This is a genomic window from Nitrospirota bacterium, from assembly GCA_040757595.1.
Lineage (GTDB): Bacteria > Nitrospirota > Nitrospiria > Nitrospirales > Nitrospiraceae > JBFLWP01.
The window spans coordinates 76,251-101,918 of the sequence record JBFLWP010000008.1 but is presented as its reverse complement, the minus strand read 5'-3'; the positions used below and the strand labels follow the sequence as shown (position 1 = coordinate 101,918).

Annotated in this window: 23 protein-coding genes and 2 riboswitches; of the genes, 4 read left to right on the top strand and 19 right to left on the bottom strand. The window is 66.1% G+C overall.

All coding sequences use genetic code 11. From position 1 onward, the window contains the following. The first annotated feature begins 9 nt into the window (after window positions 1-9). The 4 genes from AB1411_09185 to AB1411_09170 are packed head-to-tail and all read left to right on the top strand — an operon-like array spanning window position 10 to window position 3,321. Window positions 10-810 (top strand): glycosyltransferase family 2 protein, encoded by an 801-nt coding sequence (locus AB1411_09185; GenBank protein MEW6543773.1) that lies wholly within the window; start codon window positions 10-12, stop codon window positions 808-810. 22 nt (window positions 811-832) lie between these two features. Next, complete coding sequence (locus tag AB1411_09180; GenBank protein ID MEW6543772.1) at window positions 833-1,204, top strand: four helix bundle protein; 372 nt, start codon at window positions 833-835, stop codon at window positions 1,202-1,204. Window positions 1,205-1,227: 23 nt separating this feature from the next. After that, window positions 1,228-1,512: a lipid-A-disaccharide synthase N-terminal domain-containing protein gene (locus tag AB1411_09175; protein MEW6543771.1), complete on the top strand. Its 285-nt coding sequence runs from the start codon at window positions 1,228-1,230 to the stop codon at window positions 1,510-1,512. A gap of 3 nt (window positions 1,513-1,515) precedes the next feature. After that, a complete protein-coding gene (locus AB1411_09170) occupies window positions 1,516-3,321 on the top strand; it encodes a glycosyltransferase family 39 protein (GenBank protein ID MEW6543770.1) in 1,806 nt (601 codons plus the stop codon). 43 nt (window positions 3,322-3,364) lie between these two features. Here the strand turns inward: AB1411_09170 and AB1411_09165 are convergent, their stop codons facing one another. From AB1411_09165 to AB1411_09075, 19 genes are all read right to left on the bottom strand, one after another. Then, the gene (locus AB1411_09165) at window positions 3,365-5,023 is read right to left on the bottom strand and encodes an ABC transporter ATP-binding protein (GenBank protein MEW6543769.1); all 1,659 of its coding nucleotides are present in this window, start codon (window positions 5,021-5,023) and stop codon (window positions 3,365-3,367) included. Continuing rightward, window positions 5,020-5,442: a universal stress protein gene (locus tag AB1411_09160; protein MEW6543768.1), complete on the bottom strand. Its 423-nt coding sequence runs from the start codon at window positions 5,440-5,442 to the stop codon at window positions 5,020-5,022. The genes AB1411_09165 and AB1411_09160 overlap by 4 nt, the downstream gene beginning before the upstream one ends. A 19-nt stretch (window positions 5,443-5,461) precedes the next feature. Continuing rightward, window positions 5,462-6,658, bottom strand: coding sequence for a cation:proton antiporter (locus AB1411_09155; GenBank protein ID MEW6543767.1), 1,197 nt, complete (start codon window positions 6,656-6,658; stop codon window positions 5,462-5,464). Then, a complete protein-coding gene (locus AB1411_09150; protein ID MEW6543766.1) occupies window positions 6,649-7,458 on the bottom strand; it encodes a hypothetical protein in 810 nt (269 codons plus the stop codon). The genes AB1411_09155 and AB1411_09150 overlap by 10 nt, the downstream gene beginning before the upstream one ends. After that, window positions 7,451-7,906 carry a hypothetical protein gene (locus AB1411_09145; GenBank protein ID MEW6543765.1) on the bottom strand — a complete coding sequence of 152 codons (456 nt, stop codon included), beginning with the start codon at window positions 7,904-7,906 and terminating at the stop codon, window positions 7,451-7,453. The genes AB1411_09150 and AB1411_09145 overlap by 8 nt, the downstream gene beginning before the upstream one ends. A 20-nt stretch (window positions 7,907-7,926) precedes the next feature. Next, entirely contained in the window at window positions 7,927-9,720 is a 1,794-nt protein-coding gene (locus AB1411_09140) for a dynamin family protein (protein MEW6543764.1), read from the bottom strand. Between the two features lie 41 nt (window positions 9,721-9,761). Continuing rightward, window positions 9,762-9,837: riboswitch (Fluoride riboswitch) on the bottom strand. 31 nt (window positions 9,838-9,868) lie between these two features. Further along, window positions 9,869-10,204: a hypothetical protein gene (locus tag AB1411_09135; protein ID MEW6543763.1), complete on the bottom strand. Its 336-nt coding sequence runs from the start codon at window positions 10,202-10,204 to the stop codon at window positions 9,869-9,871. A gap of 150 nt (window positions 10,205-10,354) precedes the next feature. Further along, window positions 10,355-10,429, bottom strand: a riboswitch (Fluoride riboswitch). Window positions 10,430-10,493: 64 nt separating this feature from the next. Beyond that, entirely contained in the window at window positions 10,494-11,585 is a 1,092-nt protein-coding gene (locus tag AB1411_09130) for a phosphatase PAP2 family protein (protein ID MEW6543762.1), read from the bottom strand. A gap of 48 nt (window positions 11,586-11,633) precedes the next feature. After that, window positions 11,634-12,782, bottom strand: coding sequence for a hypothetical protein (locus tag AB1411_09125; protein ID MEW6543761.1), 1,149 nt, complete (start codon window positions 12,780-12,782; stop codon window positions 11,634-11,636). A gap of 42 nt (window positions 12,783-12,824) precedes the next feature. Further along, complete coding sequence (locus AB1411_09120; protein MEW6543760.1) at window positions 12,825-15,068, bottom strand: M1 family aminopeptidase; 2,244 nt, start codon at window positions 15,066-15,068, stop codon at window positions 12,825-12,827. A 23-nt stretch (window positions 15,069-15,091) separates the two neighbouring features. Continuing rightward, complete coding sequence (locus tag AB1411_09115; protein MEW6543759.1) at window positions 15,092-15,880, bottom strand: response regulator; 789 nt, start codon at window positions 15,878-15,880, stop codon at window positions 15,092-15,094. A gap of 33 nt (window positions 15,881-15,913) precedes the next feature. Beyond that, entirely contained in the window at window positions 15,914-16,855 is a 942-nt protein-coding gene (gene ftsY, locus AB1411_09110) for a signal recognition particle-docking protein FtsY (GenBank protein ID MEW6543758.1), read from the bottom strand. After that, window positions 16,852-17,385 carry an rRNA maturation RNase YbeY gene (ybeY, locus tag AB1411_09105; GenBank protein MEW6543757.1) on the bottom strand — a complete coding sequence of 178 codons (534 nt, stop codon included), beginning with the start codon at window positions 17,383-17,385 and terminating at the stop codon, window positions 16,852-16,854. The genes ftsY and ybeY overlap by 4 nt, the downstream gene beginning before the upstream one ends. Then, window positions 17,385-18,452 carry a PhoH family protein gene (locus tag AB1411_09100; protein MEW6543756.1) on the bottom strand — a complete coding sequence of 356 codons (1,068 nt, stop codon included), beginning with the start codon at window positions 18,450-18,452 and terminating at the stop codon, window positions 17,385-17,387. Before AB1411_09100 ends, ybeY begins: the two co-directional genes overlap by 1 nt. Window positions 18,453-18,531: 79 nt before the next feature. Beyond that, window positions 18,532-19,461, bottom strand: coding sequence for a putative Ig domain-containing protein (locus AB1411_09095; GenBank protein ID MEW6543755.1), 930 nt, complete (start codon window positions 19,459-19,461; stop codon window positions 18,532-18,534). Between the two features lie 101 nt (window positions 19,462-19,562). Then, the gene (locus AB1411_09090; GenBank protein ID MEW6543754.1) at window positions 19,563-23,552 is read right to left on the bottom strand and encodes a hypothetical protein; all 3,990 of its coding nucleotides are present in this window, start codon (window positions 23,550-23,552) and stop codon (window positions 19,563-19,565) included. Window positions 23,553-23,577: 25 nt separating this feature from the next. Further along, window positions 23,578-23,940 carry a hypothetical protein gene (locus tag AB1411_09085; GenBank protein MEW6543753.1) on the bottom strand — a complete coding sequence of 121 codons (363 nt, stop codon included), beginning with the start codon at window positions 23,938-23,940 and terminating at the stop codon, window positions 23,578-23,580. Window positions 23,941-23,959: 19 nt separating this feature from the next. Further along, a complete protein-coding gene (locus AB1411_09080; GenBank protein ID MEW6543752.1) occupies window positions 23,960-24,556 on the bottom strand; it encodes a PilX N-terminal domain-containing pilus assembly protein in 597 nt (198 codons plus the stop codon). Between the two features lie 2 nt (window positions 24,557-24,558). Continuing rightward, window positions 24,559-25,653, bottom strand: a complete 1,095-nt coding sequence (locus AB1411_09075; protein MEW6543751.1) for a PilW family protein — start codon at window positions 25,651-25,653, stop codon at window positions 24,559-24,561. Window positions 25,654-25,668: the final 15 nt, after the last annotated feature.

Below are 25,668 nucleotides of genomic sequence, written 5' to 3'. Positions count from 1 at the left end.
CCGCTCATCATGACCGCACCGACCCGCCCGTGGGTGTCCGTCGTCATCCCCATCAAGGACGAGCGGGACAATCTGCCCCCCCTGACCGAAGGGCTTCTCAAGGTGCTCGGCTCGCGCGAAGAGTCCAGCCGCGCGCCGTTCGAAATCCTGTACGTGGACGACGGCAGCACCGACGGCAGCGGACCGCTCCTCGACGCGCTCGCCCGGCAGCACCGGGAGGTCAACGTCCTGCACTTCGACCGCAACTACGGCCAGACCTCGGCCTTCGACGCCGGGTTCCGGCACGCCGCCGGCGGGTTGATCGTCACGATGGACGGCGACCTGCAGTTCGATCCGGCGGACATTCCCAGCCTGCTCCCCCTGGCCGCCCAGTACGACCTGGTCTGCGGCTGGCGGAAGCACCGTCACGACAGTTGGGTGCGGAGGCTCTCGTCCCGTGTGGCGTACCTCGTCCGCGGCCTCGTGACGGGGGACCGGGTGCACGACACGGGCTGCTCCCTGAAGGTCTTCCGGCGGGCCGTGATCGAGCGGCTCCCCCTGTTCGAGGGCATGCATCGTTTCTTTCCCGCCCTGGCGCAGATGCACGGGTTCACGGTCGCCGAGGTGCCCGTGCACCACTTCCCCCGCGCGCACGGCCGCTCCAAGTACGGGATCGGGAACCGGCTCTTCAAGAGCCTCTACGACCTCGTCGCGGTGCGGTGGATGCAGGGCCGAATTTTACGTTATCGCTTCGCTCCAGGCGAGGGGCAAGAGGCAAGGGGCGAGGGACGCCTCAAAGGGGAAGGCACGGGGCGGGAGGTGCGGGGCTAGAGGGACAAGGCCTTCCGGCAAGATGGGTAAGAAGGGGTTCAAAGATTTGGCCGTCTGGCAGAAGGCAAAGGACCTCGCTGTGCTGATTTATCGAGCATCCGATGAAGATTTCAAGGATCTGGACTTCGGCCTTAGAGACCAGATACGGCGCAGCGCGGTAAGCGTAGCCAGTAACATTGCCGAAGGGGACGAACGCAGCACCGACAAAGAATCGATTCGATATTTCTGCATTGCGAAAGGCTCAGTCGCCGAGTTGCGCACGCAGCTCCAAATCACGCATGAATCGGGGCGCCTCAGCAAGGCAATGTATGAGACGCTTGAAAAAGAATATGAGACCCTGGGCAAAAGGATTGGCCGGCTCATCCAAGCGAGGCGAAACTCCTCTCGCCTCTAGCCCCTCGCCTCTCGCCTATTTTTATGACCACCATTGAAGCCATCTGGCTCGGCGTCGGCTTCTTCGGCCAGGGCCTGTTTTTCATGCGCTGGGTCGTCCAGTGGATCGCCTCGGAGCGGAGCGCGGAGAGCCGGGTGCCGCTGGCCTTCTGGTACATGAGCCTGATCGGCGGGCTCATCACCCTGGCCTACGCCATCTACCGGAGGGATCCGGTCTTCATCGCCGGCCAGAGCGTCGGCGCCGTCGTGTATCTCCGCAACCTCATGCTGATCCGCCGCGGCAACGACGGCGTGACGCGTGAAGGGTGACGCGTGACAGGTGCAGGCGCCACGGAGACGGTCTCGTCACCCATCACCCATCACCCATCACCCGTTCTTCTTCTGCTACTGGCCTGCCTCCTGTTCTTCCTCGGCCTCGGCTCGCTCGGCCTGACCGACCGGGACGAAGGGCGGAACGCCGAAGCCGCCCGGGAGATGGTCGAGACCGGGGACTGGATCAGCCCGACCTTCAACTACGAACCCCGCTTCGCGAAACCGGCCTTCGTCTACTGGCTGATGGGGGCCTCCTACAAGCTCCTGGGCGTGAGCGAGTTCACGGCCCGCCTGCCCTCCGCCCTGAGCGGGATCGCGCTCGTCCTGCTCCAGTACGGATTTCTGACCCGGGTGCGCGGCCCGGTCTTCGGGCTCATGGGCGGGCTGATGCTGCTGCTGAACGTGGAGATCCTGGCGATCGGGCACATGGCGCTGACGGACGGCGTGTTGATCCTCTGGACGACTCTGTCGCTGTTCGGCTTCTGGCTGGGCCTGCACGGGGAAGGGGCGCAGCGCCATTTTCTCTGGCTCTTCTACGCGGGGATGGGGCTCGGCACGCTCACGAAGGGGCCGATCGGCCTGGCCGTCCCTCTGCTGGCCGTCGTCCCCTACCTGACGCTCGTGCGCCGGTGGAAGGAATTCGGGCGCCGCGGCTTTCCGCTGGCGGGCACGCTGCTGTTCCTGAGCCTGGCCCTCCCCTGGTACCTCGCCATGCTGGCCATCCACGGCGCCCGCTACACCGCGTCGGCCCAGGCCGACACGGTCAGCCGGTTCCTGGGCGCCATGGAGGGGCACGGGGGCACGGTCTTCTTCTATGTTCCCGTGCTCTTGCTCGGTTTCTTTCCGTGGAGTGGGCTGCTGCCGTTCGCCCTGTACGACGCGTTCAAAAGCTGGCGCGAGGCTAGAGGCGCGAGGCGCGAGGGGGAAAGTAAGATTTCCCCTCGCCCCTCGCCCCTTGCCTCTAGCCCGCCAGCTCCGCAGGAGCTGGAGCTCTTCGCCGCCCTCTGGCTGGCGGCCGGGTTCCTGTTCTTCAGCCTGTCCGCGACGCGGCTGCCCCATTACCTTGGCCCGCTCTTCCCGGCCGCCGCGATCCTGTGCGCCTCCTACTGGAACCGCTGCCTGACCGATCCGGCCACGCGCGGCGTCCGGGCCTCCATTCACCTGATGACCGGCCTGGGCTATCTGCTGGGGTTCGTCCTGGCGGCGGCGCCGGCCCTCTACTCCTCGTTCATCGAGCAGGTCGCCAAGGAATTCCCGATCGCTCCCCAGGTTGATCCGGGGATGGGGCCGCCGGCGGCGGGCTTCATCTTCCTGCTCGGATCGGCCGGCGTGGCCTACTACGGCCTGTCGGAGCAGCGGCGACCCGCCGCTTTCTGGATGGCGGGCGCCACCCTGGCCCTGGTCCTGCTCATGACCCTGCTGGTCACCCTGCCGCGCGTGAACCGGTATTTCATCGCCCCGCCCCAGGAGCTGGCCTATGCGGCGGGGCTGAACCTCGAGTCCGGCGACCGGCTGATCGCCTACGGCGTCACCCGCCCCTCGCTGACCTTCTACGCCAAACGGAGGATCGTCTTCGTTCCCGCCGGCCAGGAGGACCAGTTGCGCCGGCACCTCGCCCAACCGGGCCGGACGATGATCCTGCTCCCCTCCCGCATGAAGCCGAACCTGCCGGCGGAGGCGGCCGGCTTTCCCGTGATCCTGGAACGGTTCGGCTACAGCCTCCTGGCCAACGAGCCGATGGTCAAGGGTCTGCCGGCGACCCCACCCGTGCCCAAGCTCGGGCCCCACGGTCCGCTCGGCCCCTGATCGGCTCGCCCCCGGCGCATGCTCCCGCCAGGAATCATGCGGGCTAGTCGAGCAGGATGCGCCGGTCCACCATGGGGAGCAGGACGGGATCGTTCGAGACGAAGATCACGGACCAGGGCTCTTCCTTCGCGCACAGCCGCCGGAGGATCGTCTCCTGCTTCGCCGGGAGCATGCTGTGCAGGGTGCCGTCGAAGATCAGCACCTGCGGGCGGATGACGATCGCCCGCGCGACGAGCAGACGCAGAATCTGGCTGACCGTGAACGTCCTCCCGTGTCCCGTCACCGGCGTCCGAAGCCCCATCGGGAGCGCGTCCACCTCCTCGTCCAGCTCCGCGAACCGCAGCGCCCACCGGACGTCGTGATAGGAGACCTCCGGGCGTCCGAGCGAGACGTTCTCTTCGAGCGTCCCGTCCAGCAGCGACGGATGCGAGTCCAGCACCAGCCCCCGGCAGGCGTTGAGCGACTCCCTGCTCCACAGGCGGAGGTCCACGTCGTTGTACCGGACGACGCCCGCGGTCGGCACGTACAGGCCGGCCAGCACCTGGGCCAGCGCCGTCTTGCTCGTGCTCGTGCCGGTCAGGATCGCGACTTTCTCTCCGGGCATCACGTCCAGGTTGACCCCCGAAAACAGCGGCGGGCCGCCGGGCTCGCCGAACGCGAGGTCCTTGCCGGCGATCCGGACCCCCTGCTGTTCCAGCTCGTCCTTCGAGGCCGTCCACCGGCCCGTTTCCAGCTTCTTGGGGAGCGACAGGAGGCCGGCCATCTCCTCGAACGAGGCGAACACGTAGTAGAGCGCGTACATCCGGCGCGCGAGGATGTCCATGTTGATCAACAGGTTGCCGACGACCACTTCGGCCGCGGCAAACTGCCCCACGGTCAACTCGCCCGCCGCGACCAGCCAGCCCGCCATCGCCACGAGCCCGCTGTGGCCGAAGGCCTGCCAGATGGCGGCGCCTTTATATTGCCGTCCGGTCAGGATGTCGGACCGGGTTTTTCTCGTCATCACGTAGGCCCGCGCGAGCTCGTCCGTCTTGCCCATCAGCAGCGGGCCGCTGGCGGCGGCCTTCAGGTGGGGCAGATTGTGGGCGATGTTCTGCAGCCAGTTGAACAGGCGATAATGGCAGTGGGACACGTCGAGGGTGATCAGCAATCCGCCGCGCCCGAGCAGGGTCAGCAGCACCGCGAACCCCGTCAGGAGCACCGCGTTGTACAGGACGAAATAGGGGTGATACAGCACCAGCATCGTCATCCCGATGCTGCCGACGACCGTCACGTTGAGCAGATCGGCCAGCAGGGCCAGCAACGCCCTGGGCATCAGCTCCGCCTCCAGAAAATAGTTCGCGTGGTGCGGCAGGAAATGCTCTTCGTCCAGGCGGAACATGGCTTCGGTGAACGAGAGGGAAATCCTGGCGTAGAGCCGCTGGATCAGGATCTCCACCGCGCGGGCCTGGAGCACGCGGAAGGCGGCGATCACGAGCAGCATGGCGAGCATGACCGAGGCCAGCGTGACGATCATGACCGGCTGCACCGCGAAGGAGAACGTGCTGACCAGTTCCTGCACGGTGAGCGGCACGATCAGCGAGAACAGCCCGATCGCGACCGCGTACGCGAAGATGATGGCGAGAATCTTCCATTCGAGCCTCAGGAACAGCCGCAGCCGGCGGGCGGTCATCCTGAGCAGGTCGGCGCGATCGTTCGTCACTTCACGACCATGACGGTGCAGGGCGAGAGCCGCGCCAGATTCTGGGACGTGCTGCCCCAGATCCGGCCGAAGATCTTGGAGTGGCCCATGAAGCCGATGACCAGCAGGTCGAACCCGTGGTCCTTGGCGAAGGTCACGATCGCCTCCACCTCGTGGCCGGGCACGACATGGGGATGGAGCTTCACGCCGTGCGCCTCCGCGATCAGCGCGGCTTCGATGCCGACCCGGCGGAAATAGTCGGCCGACTCCTGCTTCGCCTCCACCACCTCCCCCACCGTGGCCGCATAGTGCGGGAGATGCTCTTCGACCGAAATGGAGTGCAGATCCGCTTCGTAGTGCCTGGCCAAGTCGGCGGCCGCGTGGACCGCCTTCTTCGCCCCCTCCGAGCCGTCGTTCGCAACCAGGATCTTACGGAACATGCGCAGGCCCTCCTTCCCGTCAATCGGCGCCGACCCGCTCCTCGGCGCTCCTGACCGGCGCGCGATCCGTCGCCCGCCTGGCGAGTTGCTCCTCCGCCGGGGCGCCGCCGGGATCGAACCACCGTTCGGCGATCAGCGTCGGGACGATCGCGCTCAGAATCACGACCGCGACCAGGACCGCGTACTGCTCCTGCGTGATCAGGCTGTGGCTGACCCCATAGAGCGCCGAGATCGTGCCGAAGGTCAACCCCGTGGACATGAGCAGGGTCGTATAGCCGGCCTCGCGCCGGCCGAACCGGAACCCGTACGCGAGCGGCCAGACCCCGATGAACTTGGTGGCCATCTTCACGGCCAGCAGCACCCCGATCAGGGCGGCCCCGGCCAAGGCCGCCTTGAGACTCACCAGCGCGCCCGCCTTGAGGAAATAGAACGGGGTGAGGACCGCGAACGCGATCACCCGCATACGTTGAGCCAGGGTCCGGTTCGCCAGGAACAGCGGCGCCAGCACCATGCCGACCAGGTAGGCCGGGAGCACCGCTTCGCTCTGCGCCGCCGTCGCCAGCGCGCCGAGGGCGAAGAGCACCACGAGGATGAACTTCGTCTCCGGCTCGCTGATGCGGGACCCGACCAGGTCGAAAAACCAGGCCGCAACCGCCGGCAGCTTCCACAGGGTCGCGGCCGTGACGAGCGCGAACGCCACCAGCCACCAGTCGTAGCGGGCGAAGATCAGGCCGAGCGCCAGCACCGTTCCCAAATCCGTGATGAAGCAGGCGGCCAGGATCACCCGTCCCAGGTCGGTGTCGTTGTACCCCCGCTCCACCATGACCGCGTAGACGACGGCGACCGAGGTCGTGGAGAGGGCGATGCCGGCGATCTGCGCCGCCGGCAGCGACCAGCCGGCGACCCAGTAGGCATAGGCCATGGCGCCCAGGAACGGGGCGAGAAACGAGGCCGCGCCGATTCCGACCGTTTCCCTCCATTTGCTCCGGAGCACCGCCAGGTCTATCTCGGCGCCGGCCAGAAAGGTCAGGAGCACGCTGCCGACCGCGGCGAGAAAGTCGATCCACGGCGTCGGGTGCAGCCCGATCAGGTTCCCCCCGGCGATCCCGACGCAAATCTCCGCCAGCGCGACCGACATCCCGACCCGGACCGAGATCAGGGTCGCGAGCAGCGCCATTCCGACCCAGAGCGCCGCCACTTGCCAGGTCAATTCCATCTCGGGCTTCTCTCTTCGACTCGTGCCATCTCGATGGATGCGTGCAGAGCATGGATTCTGTTATCCAGAAGCAGAAGATCCAGGCTGGTTCCCCCGCCGACCCGATACTTCGGCGAGCCGGCCATCCGGCAGAGGCGGGTGATCAGCCGGGGATTCCCCTCGGCTCGCCGAGCCAACTCCCGAACGAAGGCCTCGCGATCGGGCAAGGCGAGCCCCGTCGCGTCGAGCGTCTGTTCGATCAGCCGCCTCGACTGGAGCGGCGTCAGCGGCGCGATCTCGACCCGTTCAAAGTGCCAGCCCACCCACCAGAGCCTGCCGGTCGCGCCGGGATCGAGCGATCGCGCTGCCGCAATGATGGGGACCCGTCCCATGTCCACCATACTCTCCAGAAACCGCTCGACCGGACCGTGCACCGGCACGACGTGATCCAGGAACAGCGCATACCGTCCGGTGAGAAGATGCGGAACGACCAGCCGCCTCAGCTTCCCCCTGGTCCAGAGTCGAAGGGCTCCGGGCCTCTTAGCGCGGAAACCGGGAGCTTCCTGCGCAATGGCTTCGGCGATCCCGGCCAGCAGCTCCTTCAAGGCCCCGACCCGCTCGCAATAGACCGGCCTGGGCATCCCCGGTTCGCGCTGGATACGAGCTGTGACCGTTTGCAGGACCGCCGTCTTGCCGATGCCTTCGGGGCCGACCAACAGCGCGGATTTGCCGTGACTCAGCAGCCTGACCAGAAGCGCCACGATCCGGTCCCGCCCGATGAGCCGCTCCGCCCCGGTCGTCTCCGGCCGTGAATCAGCCACGCTTTGGGACCTCGCCAGACGACGACCGCTCCTGATCGCCCGGCAACACGATATCCTGAAGCTCCGAGAGCAGGCAGGCGAGCGTTCCGATCCTGGGATCGAGCACGGGACCGAGGGCCGGATCAACGGACCCGTACCGCCCGAGGCTCTTGCTGTCGCTCTCTTGCAGGGCAACCCAGAGCTGCGGGAGCCCTTTCAGGATGTCCCTGGTCGCATAGCGGACCTCCCTCGGCAGCATCAGGCGATCGCGGACCACGCGGACCAACGCGTAGACGGCTTCCACCCTCGTGTGCAGCGCGCCGGCCATGTCCGGGGTCAGGTCGTTCCGGATTTCGAACGTCAGCCCCTGCTCCTCCGGATGGGCCATCCGCCACTCGACGGCCTTCATCTTCTCTTCGATCATCGTGATCACGACCCCCAGGAACGATCGTTGGCCGTCGGTCAGCATGCGAAGGACCTCTCAATCACTCATAGCGGGTTTCCGTCGGCATCGGCCCGATGTCCCGGCATAAGGGTCGAAAGCAACCGCTCCAAGCTTTGACGGTCTCTCGCCAGCCTTTCCAGGTCCGTTGCCTGCTCCGCCTCCCGATCGGCCTGACGGGTCAACACCGTCCGGATCGCCGTTCGGATCGTCTCGACCGCGGAGTCCAACTGCGTCACGATCCGTTCCTGAAACAGGCGGAACGCGTCCTGAGCGTTCTGCACCAAGGCCCAGCGCAGATCCTCGATGTTGCGCGCGACGAGATAGTCCAGCTCCTCCCGCAACCGCCTGTCGAGCCGCGCGGCCTGAAGCGACTGAGGCAAGAACCCGACCAGCCACGAGGAGGCCTCCTCGCCGAACGAGGTCACCCACCGCTGCGTGGCGATTCGAGCCTCCCTGTGAGCCTCCAAGCGATCCAGCACGACCCCTTCCAGACAGGGCACTTCGAACAGGTCCGCCGCGGTCTGTCGGACGCGATGGAGCAGCCCCTCGATCTCGCGGCAGTGAGCCTCCTCGATGGATCGGACCATGGCCTGCGCCTCAGCCGTCAGTTCCCCTTCCGCCCCCTTGAACACCCGCTCCACCTCCTCGGCCAGCGCGGTCTTGATCAGCCGGTGCAGTCGCTTCGGCCCCAGACCCCGACCGGCCCGTTCGCGTGTCCGCTCGACGTAAGACGTCAGGCCCTCGCGCAGCCGCCTCGCCAGTTCCTCGGCCCGCCTGTCCACCTGCTCCAGTACCCGCCGGCGATCCCCGGCGACCCGGTCGCGGAGGTACGTCCGTTCCAGGGTCATCCTGGTCAGGTGCGCGTCGAACCGCTCCGATCGCCGTTCCAGCTCGCGGCGCGGGAGCTCCGCCGCCTTTTGCCTCAGATCGAAGGCAAACAGGGCCTCCCGGATCAACCGCGCCCCCTTGCGCCTGGTCGCCTCTTCCAACACCGTGCGTTTGCCGGTCAACAGGAACTCTTTCAGATAGGTGCTCAGCTCGCCGATTCCGCTCTGCCGTCGGATGGCCTCGTCACGGGTCGCCTGGCCTTGCAACGCCATTTGAGCGGAGATGAAGAACAGCACCTCCTCTTGCGAGAACCCGGCCTGCTCGTGCAGGACCCTGCGCAGGAATGTCACGAGTTCCTGCCGATCGGCTGGAGAGAGCCGGTCCGCCTTGTTGACCACAAACACGGTCTTGGCCGCCGCCTCTTTGACCGATCTGAGAAACTCGACTTCCACCTCCGTAATGGGCGGATCGGGCGACAGGACGAAGATCGCCGCGTCGCACGCCGGCAGGACGGCTTTTGCCGTCCTCGTGTTCTGGAGCACCGTGGAGCCGATCCCGGGCGTGTCAACGATCTCGACCCCGTCTGCGAGGAGTGAACCTGGATGCTCGACTTCGACCTGCGCGACCCCAAGCCGGTTGCCTGGATTCCCCTGCTCAGTTGCATAGTGCGCCAGGACCTGGGACAGCGTCTCCACGGAGCCGGTCACGCGCTTACACCAGCCGTGAGCCAGCGTGACCCGAACCAGCCGTTCCGATCCGCGCCGCAGGAACGTCGGGAGCGCGGTGAGCGGGAGCACGCCCGTCGGAAGGATCGGCTCTCCGAGCAAGGCGTTGAGCAGGCTGCTCTTGCCCCGCTTGAACTGCCCAAGTACGGCCAGTCTCAAGCGCGCCTCATCCAGACGCACGCGGAGTTCCTCGGCCCTGCCTGCGATTCCGGAGAAGCTCGGGCCCATCGCCTCCAGCACTTGGCTGAGCTTTGCAAGGTGCGCGATCAGGTCCCCTCCGGTCATGGGCCCCCTCCTTCAGAACAAAAAAACTCCTACCGCGCGACACGCTGGTAGGAGTCATCAGCCGGCGGCCCGTTCCCGGCCCCGGCGGTTCAGGTGAACCCCATCACCCGATCAGAGTCGTGGTGCGACCGATTCCAACGCGACGCGGCTAGCCGCCCAGGCTTGACGCCTTGTCGTACTGGTCCTTCAACAGCTTGAGCATGGCTCCCACGCTGTCGCGCATCTCGTTGAACGTCCACTTCGAACCGTCGGGAGTCCCCTCGACTTTGACGACCTCCCGCAGAATGTTGTCCCTGGTCTGAACCAGATCCAGAACCGCCGCGGCCGCCTTGGGGTTGGCTTTCAACTTCCCGATCAGGCTATCCGCTTTGCCGACGATCTGGTCCACCTGCCTGCGGAACTCCTTCGGGTCCTTGGGAAGCGGTTCGACGGAAAACGCATCCGATCCCGCGAACGCGATCCCGGTGCCAACCGGATAGGGCAATCCGCCAAGCGGCACCGCCGAACAGCTCCACATGACCAAGGCAACTAGACCAACCGACTCCGCCCTCCCTTTCATGGGACCCCCTTCGCTGGATGATTGGTCGCGTCTTCCTTCGTCTGCTCCAAAATAAAAAAAACTCCTACCGGCGCCACGCCAGTAGGAGTCATCAGCCGATCGCCCGCACGGGCCTCGGCAGTTGGGGTGAACTCCATCACCCGTCGCTGTCCTGTCGTCGCTTTGTATACACCGGAACCAAGGCCCTGTCAACCACGCGGCCCTGCGGTCCGATTCAGAGGAGCGGAAGCAGGCCCTTCACGCCCTGGATGGAGAGGACGGCCAAAAGAAGGAGGAGAAGGAGCGCCCCCTCGAACGGGAGCGAGCGGGAGACGCTTCTGGCCGTTCCCGATGACGCAGGGTCGGTCCGCATCCGGTCCCGCACGAGCCAACGGGCCAGGCCCGCCAGCACGGCCAGGGCCGTCGCCAGCAGCGAGGCCGTGGTCAGCGCCAGCCCGATGCCGATTGCGATGTTGGCCTCGGGCAGCGAGAGGAACCGTCTTCCGGGCCGACAGGCCTCGTAGAGCCGGCTTCCCATTCCAATAGCGATTGCGAGCAGCCCTCCCGCGACCAGGCCCTGGTTCGTCGCTTCATCCGGCGAGGCCCGCGTGACAGTCCAGACCAGGGCGAAGGCGCCGACCACGTAGGGGGTGGCGGCGAGCAGGGCCTCGTCCAAGGAACGGCGCCAGTCCCGCAACGGGCGCGCGACCACGTAGCCGACGAGGCAGCCGAGCAGGGTCCCGGCGAGGACATCGGAGGGGAAGTGCGAGCCGCGGACCACCCGGCTCACCGCCACCCCGGCGGCCAGCCCGTAGGCCAGCCAGGCCGTAGCGGGCAGGCGCCGGGCTATCACCGAGGCCACCGCGAACGCGGCCGCCGCATGGCCGGAGGGGAACGAGTCGAATCCGCTCTCCCAGGAGGGGCTGATCTGGAATTCGCCCGCGTGGGTCATGCGCGGCCTGGGCCTCCCGATCGAATGCTTCACCCCTTGCACCAGCAAAGCCGCGATGCCGTGGGCGATCAACCCCTGGAGGCCGGCCTGCGCGACCGCAGACCGCTTGAGCAGGAACCCCGCGGCCAGCATGAGCGCGCTGAGCCCCGCCAAGACGGCCCCGCTACCGAGCCACCCGGCCCAGTCTCCTGCCTGTTCCAGCCAGGCCAGGTGGACCGACCTCATGAACCGGATCAGGGGCAGGTCGAGCTGGAGGAGCCCCCAGAACGCGCCGGCCAGGGCGAGGCAGCAGAGGGCGAGCGGCACGAGGCGAATGATGGATGACGGGTGATGGGTGATCGGTGATGGGTGATCGGTAAAGCGTGGGAACGGCATGAGATCGGTTTTCACCCTTCACCTGTCACTCATCACTTGTCACGCCTTTTATGGAATCCAGTCCGCGATGAAGATGTTGAACTCGCCGCGGGTCTTCGCGTGACGGTCGGAGATCCAGACCAGCTTCTTCCCGTCCGGGGAGAACATGGGAAAGCTGTTGAACCCGCCCTCGACCGTCACCTGCTCCAGTCCCGTCCCGTCGTCGTTGATGAGATAGAGGTGGAAGGAGGGCGGGCCGTCCGAGGGACGGTGATGGACGCTCGACGAGAAGATGATCCGGCGTCCGTCCGGATGGAAGAAGGGGGCGAAGTTGGACGCCCCGTTGGCCGTCACCTGCCGCTTCCCCGTGCCGTCCGCTTGCATGACGAAGATTTCCAGGTTGCCGGGCTCCACGAGCCGCTGGGCGAGCAGCGCCTTGTACTGCTCGATCTCCGCCGGCCCGCGCGGATGGGACGCCCGATAGACGATCCGTCTGCCGTCCGGCGAGAAGAAGGCTCCGCCGTCGTAGCCCAGCTCGTCGGTGAGCCGGCGTACGTGGGTGCCGTCCAGGTTCATCGCGTAGAGATCCAGGTCGCCGTCCCGGATCGAGGTGAAGACGATCGTCTTTCCGTCCGGCGAGATGGTGGCCTCCGCGTCGTAGCCGGCCGTGGTCGTCAGCCGCTGCATCTGCTGACCGTCCACCTTGACGGAAAAGATGTCGTAGTCGTCCAGCGCCCAGCGGTACCGGCCCTCGATCTTGGGCTTCGGGGGGCAGGCGGGGCTCACCAGATGGGTGGAGGAGTAGAGCACGCGCCTGTCTCCGGGGAAGAAGTAGCCGCAGGTCGTCGCGCCCAGACCCGTGCTCACCTGCCGGATCGTTCCGCTCTCCAGATCCATCACGTACATCTGGTAGCAGCCCAGGGCCTTTCCGCCGTCGGCCTTCGACGGCGCCCCGGCTTCCTGGCTCCAGTCGTTGGTGGACTGGAAGATGAGCTTGGTTCCGCCGAAGGAAAAATAGGCCTCGGCGTTCTTGTTCCCGAAGGTGAGCTGGCGGACGTTGGCCAGGTGACGCTCCGCCGGCTCCGCGGCCAGCGACCGGTGAAGTGATGGGTGATGGGTGATGGGTGATCGGTGAAGGAGGATGCCAAGATCATCCAGAGCCGGCGAAAGCAATACCGTCAAAAGCCCAACCAATCCGATTGTCAACGTCCGTGCCATAGTCTGTCCGCTCCTCGTCTTTCGTTTTCTACCGATCACCCATCACCGCTCACCCTTCACCGCCTCGAACCGCACCTCCAATTCATCGGCCGCAGGGGGAAAGTCCCCCCGCGCGACGATCGTCCCATCCCGAAAGACCAGGTAGCTCTGCCAGCCATAAAAGAAGAGCAGCCGGGCGACCTTGGCAGCCGCCTGAGGAGTCAACCCGTAGAATAGGGACACGACCCCCTCCGGCCGGTCCGGACGACGGCAGGTGACCAACAGGGCCATCCCGGACCCCTCATAGGTCTTGCCCTCCACGGTGAACCGGTCCGGCGCCAGACGGACCAGGTCGCCGCACCCGCGCACGGCCCAGGCAGCCGCCCGGTTCAACCCAGGCCCGCCCAGGACCAGGGCCGAGCCGGTTTCCGGCGCCGGCGTCTCCCTGGTCACGAGTTGCATGTCCTTTTCGCGCGAGGCGACCTGCTCGCCCAGCTCACGATAGGGCGCCCGCTCCGTCTCCGCCCCTCCCTCCGGAACGATCAGGGCCCGTTGCCGGTCCGTGACAAAGAGGTTCAACATCGGCGGGATCCGTTCCCGCGGGAGGCGCCGGAACAGGTCGAAGTCCGGATCGAGCCGAAGGCCGACCGGCCGGGCCGGCAGGGTCACGCTGAGCATCCGTTCGGGACCGTCCATTTCCAAATCCACGGTCTGACTCAGGCCATCCGCCATCGTCACGGAAACGGGAAGGCGGAGCCGGTAGGGCCGGCCCTGCTGCACGACCCTGGCCGTGACGGCGAACGGGCCGCCGGCTGATCCGGCCGATTCGGCCGGCTGCACCCGTGCCTCGACGAGCGCAAGGGACGGGGCACCAGCCTCCTCCACCCATTGTCGGAAGAACCACCGGAGGTCTTTGCCGCCTGCGGCCGAGAAGATTCGCTCCAGGTCGCGCCACGTCGCGTAGGCGCCTCCGCGTTCCGTCACCAGCCGGCGGAGCCCGCTCCAGAAGGCCTGCTCCCCCACCTCGCGCCGGAGCTGGTGGAAGACCATTGCGGCCTTCTGGTAGCCGATGGCGTTGTCCCTCTGGTCGGTCTTGTGCCGGAAGCGCGCGACCGGATAGTCCTCGTCGGGGCGGACGTAGACGGCATAGCCCAGCAGCATCATCCGACGCTGCTCCCGCGCCTGCTCCTGCTTCCCGGTGAGCTCGTCGTAGTAATAGTTGGCCAGGTAGGTGGTCAGCCCTTCGACCCAGTTCCCCTCCTCCACGTCGTTCAAAACCCAGTTGCCGATCCAGGAATGGACGATCTCGTGGCCCAGGGCAAAAGGCTGGACGTAGTGCCGCTTCACGACGCCGCTACCGAGTAGGGTGAAAGACGGAATCCCGAGCCCGCTGGCGAAGAAATTCTCCACCACCGCGAACTTCGGGAACGGATAGGGGCCGAGCAGCTCAGCATAGGCGTCCAGGTACCGCGCCGAGGCCTCCAGATACTCCTGCGCTAGGTGCGCATCCTCCGGAAACAGATACGTGGCGATCTCGATCCGGCTGCCGGCCCGGTCCCGCCATTCCCGTTCGGCCTTTACGAACCGGTTCGCCACCAGCGTCAGCGCCTCGGTGGGAGCGGTCACGGCCCACTCCGCCGTCACGGTCTGTTTCACGCCGCCCGATGTCTGCCGCCTGGTCTGCCGGCCGTGGGTGACCGCCTCCCACCCCTCGGGCGTGGTAACCTGCAGCTCGTAGGTAGCCAGCGAGCGGGGCGGGGCCGGATACCAGTAGGTCTCTCCGCTCAGATAGACACCCTCGTTGCCGATGTGGCCGGCCGTCTCGCTCGGCGTGACGAACCGCAGATGGCGCGGCTCGCGGGGCGGATCGTTGACCGGCCCCTCGTAGTTCCATTCCAGCACGACCACCTGACCCGCCGTCACATCCCCCAGCTTGACGGCGACCCGTTGGATCGGCTCTTGGGCCGGCCCGCTCCCGCCCTGCGACGGCTGGACCGTGAACGGCACGGGCCGCACGTCCTGGCCGCGCCGCTCGGACAGGCGCGTGACCCGCAGTGACGGATGGAGCGAGAAGACCACCGGCTCGGATAGGCTGCCCACGACCTTGAGGGCGAGTCGGTCGGAGGCGATGAGCCGGTGCTCGGCGGGAATCAACTCGACTGCGAGCCGATGGTGAAGCAGCTCCACCGCCTGTCCGCCGGCGGCGCCCGCCTCGGGACTAGGCGTCGAGATGAACGAGATGAAGAAGAGCAGAAGACTCAGGGACCAGGTCTGCCGCGCCTGCGTGAACCGCCGGTCGAATCCCATGCCCCCGACGCACCCCGGCCCGATCAGCGCCCCGTCAGCGCCAGCCCGACCTGGATCACCAGCTCCAGCCGCTCCAGATCCACCGGCTTACCGATGACATCCACCGATCCGAGCTCCAGGGTTTGTTGCAGCAATTTTTCGTCCTGGCTGGCCGTCAGGGCCACCACTCCGCCCGCATATTGCTTGGCGCGGAGCTGGCGCAGCACTTCCACCCCGTTCATGCCCGGCATGTACATGTCGAGGATGACGATGTGGGGCGTCTCCTGACCGACCTGGGCCAGCGCCTCCACGCCGTTCTGCGCCGTGCGGACCCGGTATCCCCTGAGGGTCAGGAACTTCGTCAGCAGGCTCCGGATCATTTCCTCGTCGTCCACGACGAGCACGAGAGGGGTCTGGGAACCGCCCGAAGGCGCCTGGAGATCCCCGGACCGAGCGGCTGCGGCCGGTTGGGACGATTGCTGCAGGGCCCGCTCCATCGCGTCCACCAACACGGTGAGCGAATGGCCCTTCTTGAGAAAGTCCGTGACCCCGAGCGCACGGGCCTGCTGCTCCAGCGCCTCGGTGCCGCCGCCCGTCAACATCATGACTGCGGCCAGCGGATCCAGGTTCCGGATCTGCTTGAGCACCGCGATCCCGTCCATCTCCGGCATGTGCAGATCCAACAAGGTGATGCCGGGCCGGTGTTCCCGAAACAGCGCGACGGCTTCCCGCCCGTCCATCGCCACCGTGACCTCGTGGCCGTGCCGGGTCAGCACGTTCCGCAGCAGATCGCAGATCATCCGCTCGTCGTCCACGACCAGGATTTTGGCCATAGCCGCTCCTTATGGACTCTTTTCCCCGTTCAGTCAAGCCACGGGCGAAGAAGGATCCCGCGCAAAGAGCGCTTCGACGAATTCCTTGGCGCGGAAGTCCTGGAGATCTTCCACCGCCTCGCCCACCCCGATCAGGCGGATCGGAATCTTGAACTCCTCGGCGATCGCGACGACGATCCCGCCGCGGGCCGTGCCGTCCAGCTTGGTGAGCGCGATCCCGGTCACGCCGACCGCCTCGTGGAACTGCCTGGCCTGGGCGAGCGCGTTCTGCCCGGCGGTCGCATCGAGCACCAGGAGCGCCTCGTGCGGCGCCCCGGGGAGCTCGCGGGCCAGGATCCGTTTCACCTTCTTCAACTCGTCCATCAAATTGATCTTGGTGTGGAGGCGTCCCGCCGTATCGATCAGCACCGCGTCGGCTGCCCTGGCCCTGGCCGCGGCCAACCCGTCATAGACCACTGCGGCTGGATCGGCCCCCTGTTTGTGCCGGACGACCTCCGCCCCGATGCGCCCGGCCCAGATTTCCAACTGCTCGATGGCCGCCGCACGGAAGGTATCGCCGGCCACCAGCAGCGGGGTCCTCCCACCCTGCCGCAATCGCTGCGCCAGCTTCGCCACGGTGGTCGTCTTGCCCACCCCGTTGATCCCGACGGCAAGGATGACGAAGGGCCGAGGCCCCCGGTCCACCAGCCGCTCGATCGGCTCCCCTTCGCACCGACTGAGCCGGTCGAGGATGGCCTCTTGCAGGACCTTCAGCACCCGATCGCCGTCCGCCGGGCCGCGGCCCTTGACCTCCTCCCGCACCTGCTCCATCAGCCGTTGGACTGTCCGGATCCCCAGGTCGGCTTGGATCAATGCCGCTTCCAGTTCTTCCAGAACCGAGGGATCGGGCCCCCGGCCGATCAGACGATCAAGCCTGCTCCGGACCGTGCTCCTGGTCTTGGCCAGTCCCTGCGTCAGTCGCTGGACCCAATTCATCTGTTTCTCGCAAGCGCGCTATCGCGATCGGCCTCGAAGAGCTTCGGCAACGGCGTCAGGGAGCGGAGAATCGCCAACTCCTTCCCGCGCATGCGCCGGGCCTCCCGTTCTCCCCGTTCGTGGTCATATCCGAGAAGATGCAGAATCCCGTGAACCAGGAGCTGAAGCATCTCCCGATCGAGGGGATGGCCGGCCTGCCTGGCTTGGCTGGCCGCCCGGTGGAGCGAAATCACCACGTCGCCTAACAGATCCGGCGCGGGGCGCGGGGCACGAGGCCCCCCCCTCCCTAGTCCTCCCCCTCGAAGGGGGGCGGGGTAGGTGAGGGTCATCGGAAACGCCAGCACGTCGGTGGGATAATCACGCCCGCGGTACAGGCGGTTCAAGCGCCGCATGCGGCGGTCGCCGATGAACAGCAGGCCGAGTTCGGCTCCCGGCGCGCCCGCCTCTTCGAGGATGCGGTGGACGACCTGCTGCAGCGCATGGGATCGGAACCGGACGCAGCGGAGCGCGCTCCACACCCACAGCTTCATCAGTGGGGCTGGCCCCGATGGCCCTCATCTCCTCCGCCGGCCGACCCGGGCCGAGTCGTTCTGGGACGAAGCCTTCTCCCGGGCCATCCGGCTCGGCCGACGGCCTGCTTCTCTCCGTGGCGCCCCTGCTGGTGCCGGTCGTATGCCTTGATGATCTCCTGGACCAGGCGATGGCGGACCACGTCCCGCTCGTCGAAATAGACGAACTGGATCCCCGGAATCTCCCGCAGGATCTCCCGGGCCTCGATCAGCCCCGACACGCGATCGGACGGGAGGTCAACCTGGGTGATGTCCCCGGTGACCACGGCCTTGGAATTGAACCCGAGGCGGGTCAGGAACATCTTCATCTGCTCCGCGGTCGCGTTCTGCGCCTCATCCAGGATCACGAACGAGTCGTTGAGCGTCCGGCCGCGCATGAACGCCAGCGGCGCGATCTCGATTTCGCCCCGCTCGATCAGCCGGTTGGTCCGCTCCACGTCCATCATGTCGTAGAGCGCGTCATAGAGCGGCCGGAGATAGGGGTTGACCTTCGCGTACATGTCCCCCGGCAGGAAGCCCAGCTTTTCGCCCGCTTCCACCGCAGGACGGGCCAGGATGATGCGGCTCACCTCTTTCTTCGTCAGCGCCGCAACCGCCATCGCCATGGCCAGGTAGGTCTTGCCGGTCCCAGCCGGACCGATCCCGATGACGATGTCGAACTTCTGAATCGCCTCGATATACGTCTTCTGGGCGGCGGACTTCGGAACGACGAAGCGTCTCTTGGTGGCGATCGGAACGGTGCTGAGGAGGAGATCCCTGAGGGGAACGTCCGCTCCGTTGCGAGCGGCTTTCAGCGCGACCGCCACGTCCTCCGCCTTGAGCTCATACCCCTCGGCGGTCAACGCGGCAAGCTCGACCAGAAGGCGCTCGGCCCTCCGCACGGCATCCGGCGGCCCGTCGAGCGCGACCTCGTCCCCGCGAGCCGACACCCGCACCCCGAGATCTTCCTCGATCATCTTGAGGTGCAGGTCGCGAGACCCGAACAGGCTTGCGGTGTTCGTCCCCTCTCGAAACTTGATCTTGCGCACGTCGTCGGGGGCAGCTCCCCGGTTGAAATCGTGGGCATTCTAACAGACCGTCGGAGAAGCCAGCAAGGGCGCGGGAGGGTCAGGAACCAGACGTCAGGTCCAGGTCAAACTCCTGAAACGCGTAGCCGCTCCGGCTGTCGCGAACCGCCACGCGGACCCGATGGCGGCCCTTCGTCTCGGCCGGGAGGCGCCATTCCAGCCGGCCGGTCTTGCTATCCATCGTCATGCCCGGAGGGCCAACTTCGAGGACGTAGGTCAGCGGGTCCCCTTCCCGATCAGCGGCGACTATGCGGTACTCGAACCGCCCCTGCTCGACGGCGGCGGGCGGAGTCGAGGTGATCACCGGATCGTTGTTCAGGATTTTCACCGGCGGGGATCGGAACGGCTTGCCCGGGCCGGCCTCGTCGTGAGGCGTGACTTCCACCGCGATCGCGTCCTCCCGCTCGAAGCCGGACGTCTCCAGCGAGGGGCTTTCCCCCTCCTGCATCGGCTGGTCGTTCCTCAACCAACGGAACGTGTACCGCACCGGATCCTGGTCGGCATCCCGGCCTTCCGCCTCGACCTGGATCCGGTCTCCGAGCCTCGGCTCGCCCGGCTGGATGGTCAGGTGCGTCACTTCGGGAGGAGTATTGGGAAAGGGCAGGGCCTCGGTCCGGTACGGGGCCCCTTCCCCGAAGCTGTCCGACGGCACCACCTCTACCGACAAGAGATCCCCGCGCTTGAGCATGGAGGGCATCAGGGCCGGCCGCGTCGCTCCGGCGATCGGGAAGTTGTTGGCCAGCCACTGGAGACGGTAGGTCACCGGCTCTCCATCCGGATCGTCCCCCTCCACGAGCACCTGGACCAACTCCCCGGGAAGGATCGGATTCGGCGAGATGACGGCGGAGCGGACGATCGGCGGACGGTTCCCTTGCGCACGAGGGCCGGACGATGCTGCCGGAGACGGAGCGTTGGCCTGGCCGGGCGGCGAGGATTCCGAAGAGCAGCCGAACGCGACGGCGGCTGCCATGAAGGCGAGAGGCCAGAGGCGGACGGAGAGGCGCGGGGTACGGGGCACGGGGCAAGAGGGATCCGCCCCTAGCCCCGAGCCTCTTGCCCCGAGCCCTGTCGTCAGTTCCGCTGGTCCATCCATGAGACGTACCGGCTCCAGGAAGCCAGGGCCGGGCTTGCGGAAACCTGGGTCACGACCCCGGTGCTCGACTGACCGATCAGCGTCACCCGCCCGGCGCTGCCGGACCCGCTTCCCGAGCCGGCCGCTCCGGACCCCTGGGCGCCGATATGGACGGCCATCTGGGAGGCCAGCCCGACTCCCAGCGACATGGACCGTTTCACGTTGGTGTTGCTGCCCACCTGCTCGGTTCCGATCACCGATTCCTTGTAGGCGCTGCCGGTCTGATAGAACAGCGCGTAGAGCATCCCGTTCCCCGACGCGCTGCAGATGTCGTTGTTGGGAATGAACGTGGGGAAGAAAATGGTGCCGCCCACGATGATCGGGGTGCTGACGTCACGCTCTCCCGCCGTCGGGAGCGTGGTATACCAGCCGTCCATACTACCGATCTTGCCTTGAAGCGTCGTGGTGGTGTCCGTCCCCAGAAGCGTGGTCACGCCCGTGATCCCCGACACCTGGTCGGTCCCGGTCGCACAGACGACACAGACCGTCACGCTCGAGACGTTCAGCAGATTGTTCTTCTGGCAATTGGTCTGGCTGGACTGGGTGCAGCCTCCGGTCACGACCGGGTCCTTGACCCCGAAGAAATATTGGGTGTCCGTATTGGTCTTGTCGTTCGTCCCGTAGAACCGCCCGGTGCCGAAGAAAACCCAGATGTGGTTCGTGTCGTCCGCCGACACGGTCGGCGCCGCGGTGACCGGGCCCACCTTGGTCGTCCCCGTGGGCGGGAAAGTGGCGAGCAGGACCGTGGGAATCCGACTGGTCCCCGAGGCGACCCCCCACGTGGCCGGGTCCACGTTGCCGCTGTTGGTCGTCAGCCGGTACATCTTTCCGGCCCACGTCGGGTTGCTCCCGTTGTTGATGACGTTGCCGGCGTAGACCGTGTCGGCCCGGTAGTCCAGGTCGGCGTCGAGCGAGATCGCGTCTCCCATGAACGAAGTGGCGTCGCCGGTGGAAAACGACGACACCAGGCTCAGGCCCGTTGATGCGCTTATCGGTCCCGTCTTGAGGTCGATCACGAAAACCTTGCTCGTCTGGGCGCTGCTCCCGTCATAGCCGGTCATGCCGGACCCGATGACCGCCAGCCACTTCGCGCTCGTATTGTCGGTCTTCCCGCTGGTCGACGGATTCACGCGCACCACTGCCGGATAGCTGGTGGAGAGGCCGATGTCAGACTGGCTGAAGCTCCAGAGCAGCACAGGGTCCTTCTCCGGGTTCGTGATGTCCAACACGAAGTAGGCCGTGTAGAAGGTCCGCGTCTCGGACCCGCTGCCGAAGTCCGCGGTGACCGTCATCGGGGGTCCGCCGGTGCTCGCGGTGCAGGCACCGCAGCTCCCCCCCATACGCATGCCGCCGATCAGGATCGTCCCCCACCCGTTCGGATGATCGGCATCCACCGCGAAGATGCGGGCATCCGTGACCTTGGGCTTCAGATCGACGTAGTACACATGCGTATAGTCGGTCTGCGTGAGCCACTTGAGGTGCGGCAACGCCTGATGGGGGATGAAGCCCCACAGCTCCTGGCCCAGCAGGGCCCCGCTCGAGTTGTCGTTGGCGTTGCGGGTGAAGAAGCCGTGCTCGGTCACGCTGGTCGTGCTGGCGTCGTCTCCGCGGTGGTAAAAACCGGCGTTGAACGCGTGCAGCATCCCGTCGTTGGCGCCCACGTAGGCGACCATCCGGCGGTTCCGGTACTGCACGTAGTAATCCGTGTAGCTGGTATCGCCGTAGATGATGTCGAAGCGCTCCTTGGGGGCGCCGACGACCGTCGGCGTCGAGTTCATCACGTCGCCCAGCTTCCACACCTTCAGCACGCTCCCCCCGTTGTCGTCGGTGACGGTCAGTTGCCGGTCGCGCAGACCGCTGACCTGCTCGCCCCTGATGAAATTGATGATGTTGTCGGCGGTGAAGGGCGAGGACCCAGCTCTGAGATAGGGGGAGAGGGTAGACGAATTGGTAGTCGTAAAGGCGATCTGCTCGCCGGCGTCCACGATGCCGTCGTTGTCGCTGTCCACCCAGGTCAGGATCTTCCGGTCTGCGGCGTTCGTGAGGGCCAACCGCCTGCCGGCCTCCCAGAGAGACTTGACCTCCTTGAGCCCGACGGTCTCGAAGGGGGTCGTCGTGTCGGCCTTCCCGTCCCCGTCGGTGTCTCGATATCGGTCCACCTTGACGTCGCCGGTTGCCGTGTCGAACCGCGTCCTGACGATGTAATCGTTCGTCAGGATCAGCTTGCCGTCCGCGTTGGTGTCCTCTCTGAGGTTTCCGAACGAGTCCAGGAACAGCCCCTGGACGAATCCGGTCCACTTCACCTCGTTCAGCCCTTCGAACGTGCTGGGGTAGAAGAAAGCCTGGTACAGGGAGCCGTCGCCGGTCGAGGAGGTGGCCAAGACCGAGATCGCCGTGCCCGACGCGCTCCGCTGGAGGATGCTGGTGATGGCCGCCATCAAACGATCCTTGAGCTTGTCGGCGTCATCGGACTCGAAGTAGGTATCGGGCACGCCGTCCGCCCCGGCGGCGCCGGTATTGTTGTTGACCCGGTCATACTCCTCGGTCAGGTCCGGGAGGTTGTTGCCGTTCCGGTCCTCGAATCCCCCGGCCTTGGCCGCCATCTGGAGAATCTCGGAGCCGCTCCCGAAGGCGAAGAACGTATAGATCGTCAGGTTCTGGTTTCCTGACAAGTCCTGACCGGCCCCGAGGACTGGAATGGTGGCCTGACGCAAATCCGTCGTGTGGGCGAAGTAGGCGACGTCGTCCAGGTAGTGGGTCCCGTTCGAGCCGTAGTCGGTCCTGTGGCCGGAGCAGCCGGCGCCGGTACAGTGGGTCCCGTGCACGGCATGGGCGTAGTCCTTGAGCGAGTCCGGAACGTTCAGGTCCTGGGTCGGCTCCCCGTCCGTGAAAATGATCACGAAGCTCTTGCAGCAGGTCACGTACTGGGATGTGCTGGCCCATTCCGGCTGCTGGAAATAGTAGGGGTCCCGGTTCGTCACGTTGTACGAATAGTCGGAATTGGTAAAGGCGGGCTGGATCTGAGCATAGTAGCGGGTCCCCTCGTACAGGGACTCGGCGAGCGGCGTCCAGGTTGACGGAGTGGTGCTCTCGATCGCCGTGATCATGCTCGTGACGTTGCCGCCCACGTCGCTGAGCACCTTGCCGCCGTCCCCCGACGACTTGAACTCCATGAGACCGAAGCGGGCCTTGGTGCCCACCTGCTGGATGATGCCGGAGGCGTTCTCAAAGAGATCCACCCGGATCTGCCAGTTGGTCTCTACGTAGGTCCCTCCGTCGTCGCAACTCGAGCCGCTCGGCTGCGTGCTGTCGTTGTCCACGCAAAAGCTGCCCTTGAGGGAATTGATGCTGCCCATCAGGTGGAAATAGACGTTTCCTGAAGACGGAATATAGGAGGACGGCATACGGCCGCTCGCCTGGGCGACCGTAATCGAACCGGTCTGGTCCTGACAGCAGGCGTCGAAGCTGTTCTGTCCGATCAACTGCCGGCAGTTGCCCTGGGCGTCGCGCCCGCCGACCGAGCAGATCCCGCCCATCATCACCCACTTGACGATGTCGATCCGGCGCATCGTCGCATAATTGAGCAGATTGCCGGACCAGAGGTAGGGGGAGGTGGTGCAGGTGCTCAGCGAAGAGGGATTGGCGGTCGGGTCCGGGATGAACTTGTTACTTCCATAATCATAACACTCGTAGGGGTCGAACAGCCCGTAATAGACCTTGCTCGTGTCGAAAGCCGTCTCATAGGCCCTGGTGTTCATGCTCCCGGAGTTGTCCAAGAGGAGCAGGATGTTCGGGGGGACGGCATTGCTGATGAACGGCGGAGAGGAGGTGTAGTCGGCCAGCGCCTGCGCGCCGGCGTCGGTTGGCCCTGCCAAGCTCCCCGGCAACACCAACAACAAACCGACAAGAGCGAGCATGTGGCGTGTCATGGTACGAGCCCTCCTCTCCCGCACGTCACCTCGGCAGGAGCAGAATGATCTGATCAATACTGTCCCGCTTCACGTGAAACTTCACGTCGGAACCGGGCGTCAGGTCCTTCAATTCTCTCGGCTTTCCCTCGTCGTCTCTGATCACCACCTCGGAGGACAGGGAGTACTCCCGGGCGTTGATTCTGATCGTCGTCTTCCCCACGGCCGTGACCTGTCCGGTCTGAAAGGTCAACGTCGTGGCCGTGCCCGTGGTCTGGGCGAACCCTCCGCTCCCAATCACCAGCGCCGTGCCGGCCACGAGGAAGATCAGGGTGATCCAGAGCAGGCCTCCCAGCCAGCCGTCGCCTCCCCGTCGCTCGTCTCTTGCCCTCAGAGCCCGCCGTTCCATGGTGGCGCCTCCTACGTTCCTAGAGTTTTCGCTGGCACGATTCTCCGGTGGTCATACAGGCATAGACCGCCGTGATCCGGCTCCTGGTGCCGGTCGCAGCATTGGCCGCCGAGCAATCAATGCGATACATGATGTCCACCCCGCCCCCGGCCGCCCCGCCCGCGATGCCCTCATACCCGCCAAACATCTGCAAGGAGCCGCCGGCCCGGGGCGTCGCGTAGAGCCGGTCGATGTCGCCGTTGACCGTGAAGTTGTCCACCTGCATGGTGAGGTTCGGGCTGCTATCGGCCGCGTCGGGATTGTTGTCGCTCGCTCCCTTGATCTCCGCATCCAAGACGGAGAAGTTGCCGGCAGGCACCGGGCCCGCGGGGGTGGCGTTATCCAGAAGCGTGTTGGGCAAATTGCCCGCATCAATCGTCTGCTGGATGATCTTGACGGCGGTCCCCAGACAGGCTTCCGCAGCGCCCGTGCCCGCCTCCCCGGTCCGCCCATGACCGGCCATCCGGCTCCCGATCCCCGTCACGGTGATGGAGGCGATCCCGATCAACGTCATAATCAGCAGGAGCAGGACAACCGTAACCAGCGCGACGCCTTTTTCTCCGCCCCCCCCGTCCATGCTCACAGCCCTACGTTCCTGACCTGGACCGTGCGGGTGAGGAGCCGTCGGCGGAACGGCTGGTACGACGTCAAATTGAAGCCAGAATCTTGGGCGGGATTGTGGTCCTCCGCCACGAAATTCGCCGGCGCGGAGAAGATCACCCGAGGGTCGCTCGTCTCCAGCCGGGCCTGTCTGGCTACGATGCTGACCCGGACCAGCCTGATCGTGTCGGGGTTGGTCACCGTCACGGTTGAGAGGGTGCCGTTCGGAATGAAATCCGTCGCGTCGAAGGTGTTCGACAGATTCTGGTCGTCCACGATCCCGTCCGGCACGGTCCCGTTGCACCCGTCGCAGGCGTAGGCAAACTGCATGTCCTCGATCCCGTCCGCGATCGGGACCATGTTGGCGGCGCTGACGCCCGAGGCCGGATAGGCGGAGGTGGTGGCGTACACGCCTCGGAGGAGGCACGGCGCCGGTCCCCCGCAGACCGTGTTGTCGGCCCGTTCGATCGCGTACCGAATGCACCGCAGCCAGTAGACCTGCGTGCCGGGCGGAAATACGGCCGGCGCGCCGATCGGGGTGGAAAGATTGAGGGTGTCCCCGGAGATCGTGCTCACGACCGCCGAAGCGGCCCCGCCGATCGAGATCGACGCCCCAGCGCCGAAGCCCTCCGGCGACATTGCCGCCACCGCTCCCGACTGGAGCGTGACCGCGGTGACCGGGCTCGACGGTTGGGACGCCAGCGTTGACAGCAGCGTCGGCACGACGAGCGAGATCTGGTCCGGCCCTATATCGGTCCCGCCCGCCACGTTGTCCAACGGCACGATCGCGTTGTTGCAGTTTCCCACCGCTCCGGATACGCCGAAGCCGGCCATCTTCAGATCCCGGGCAACCAGCTCCATGGCGATCATCGCGTTTTCCTGCATCTCCGCGGTCTGGTCGTTGGTCGTGGCGGCCCGCTGGCTCGTGTTCATGACCGTATAGCCGGCCCCCACCAGCACCAGGGCGATCGTCATGCCGAACATGAGCTCGACGAGAGTCGCGCCGGCTTCAAGGCCGTGACGCGTGACGGGTGACGCGTGACGCGCGCTCCCTGAAATCTGCAGCCATGTCATGGCTCGGCGTTTCCC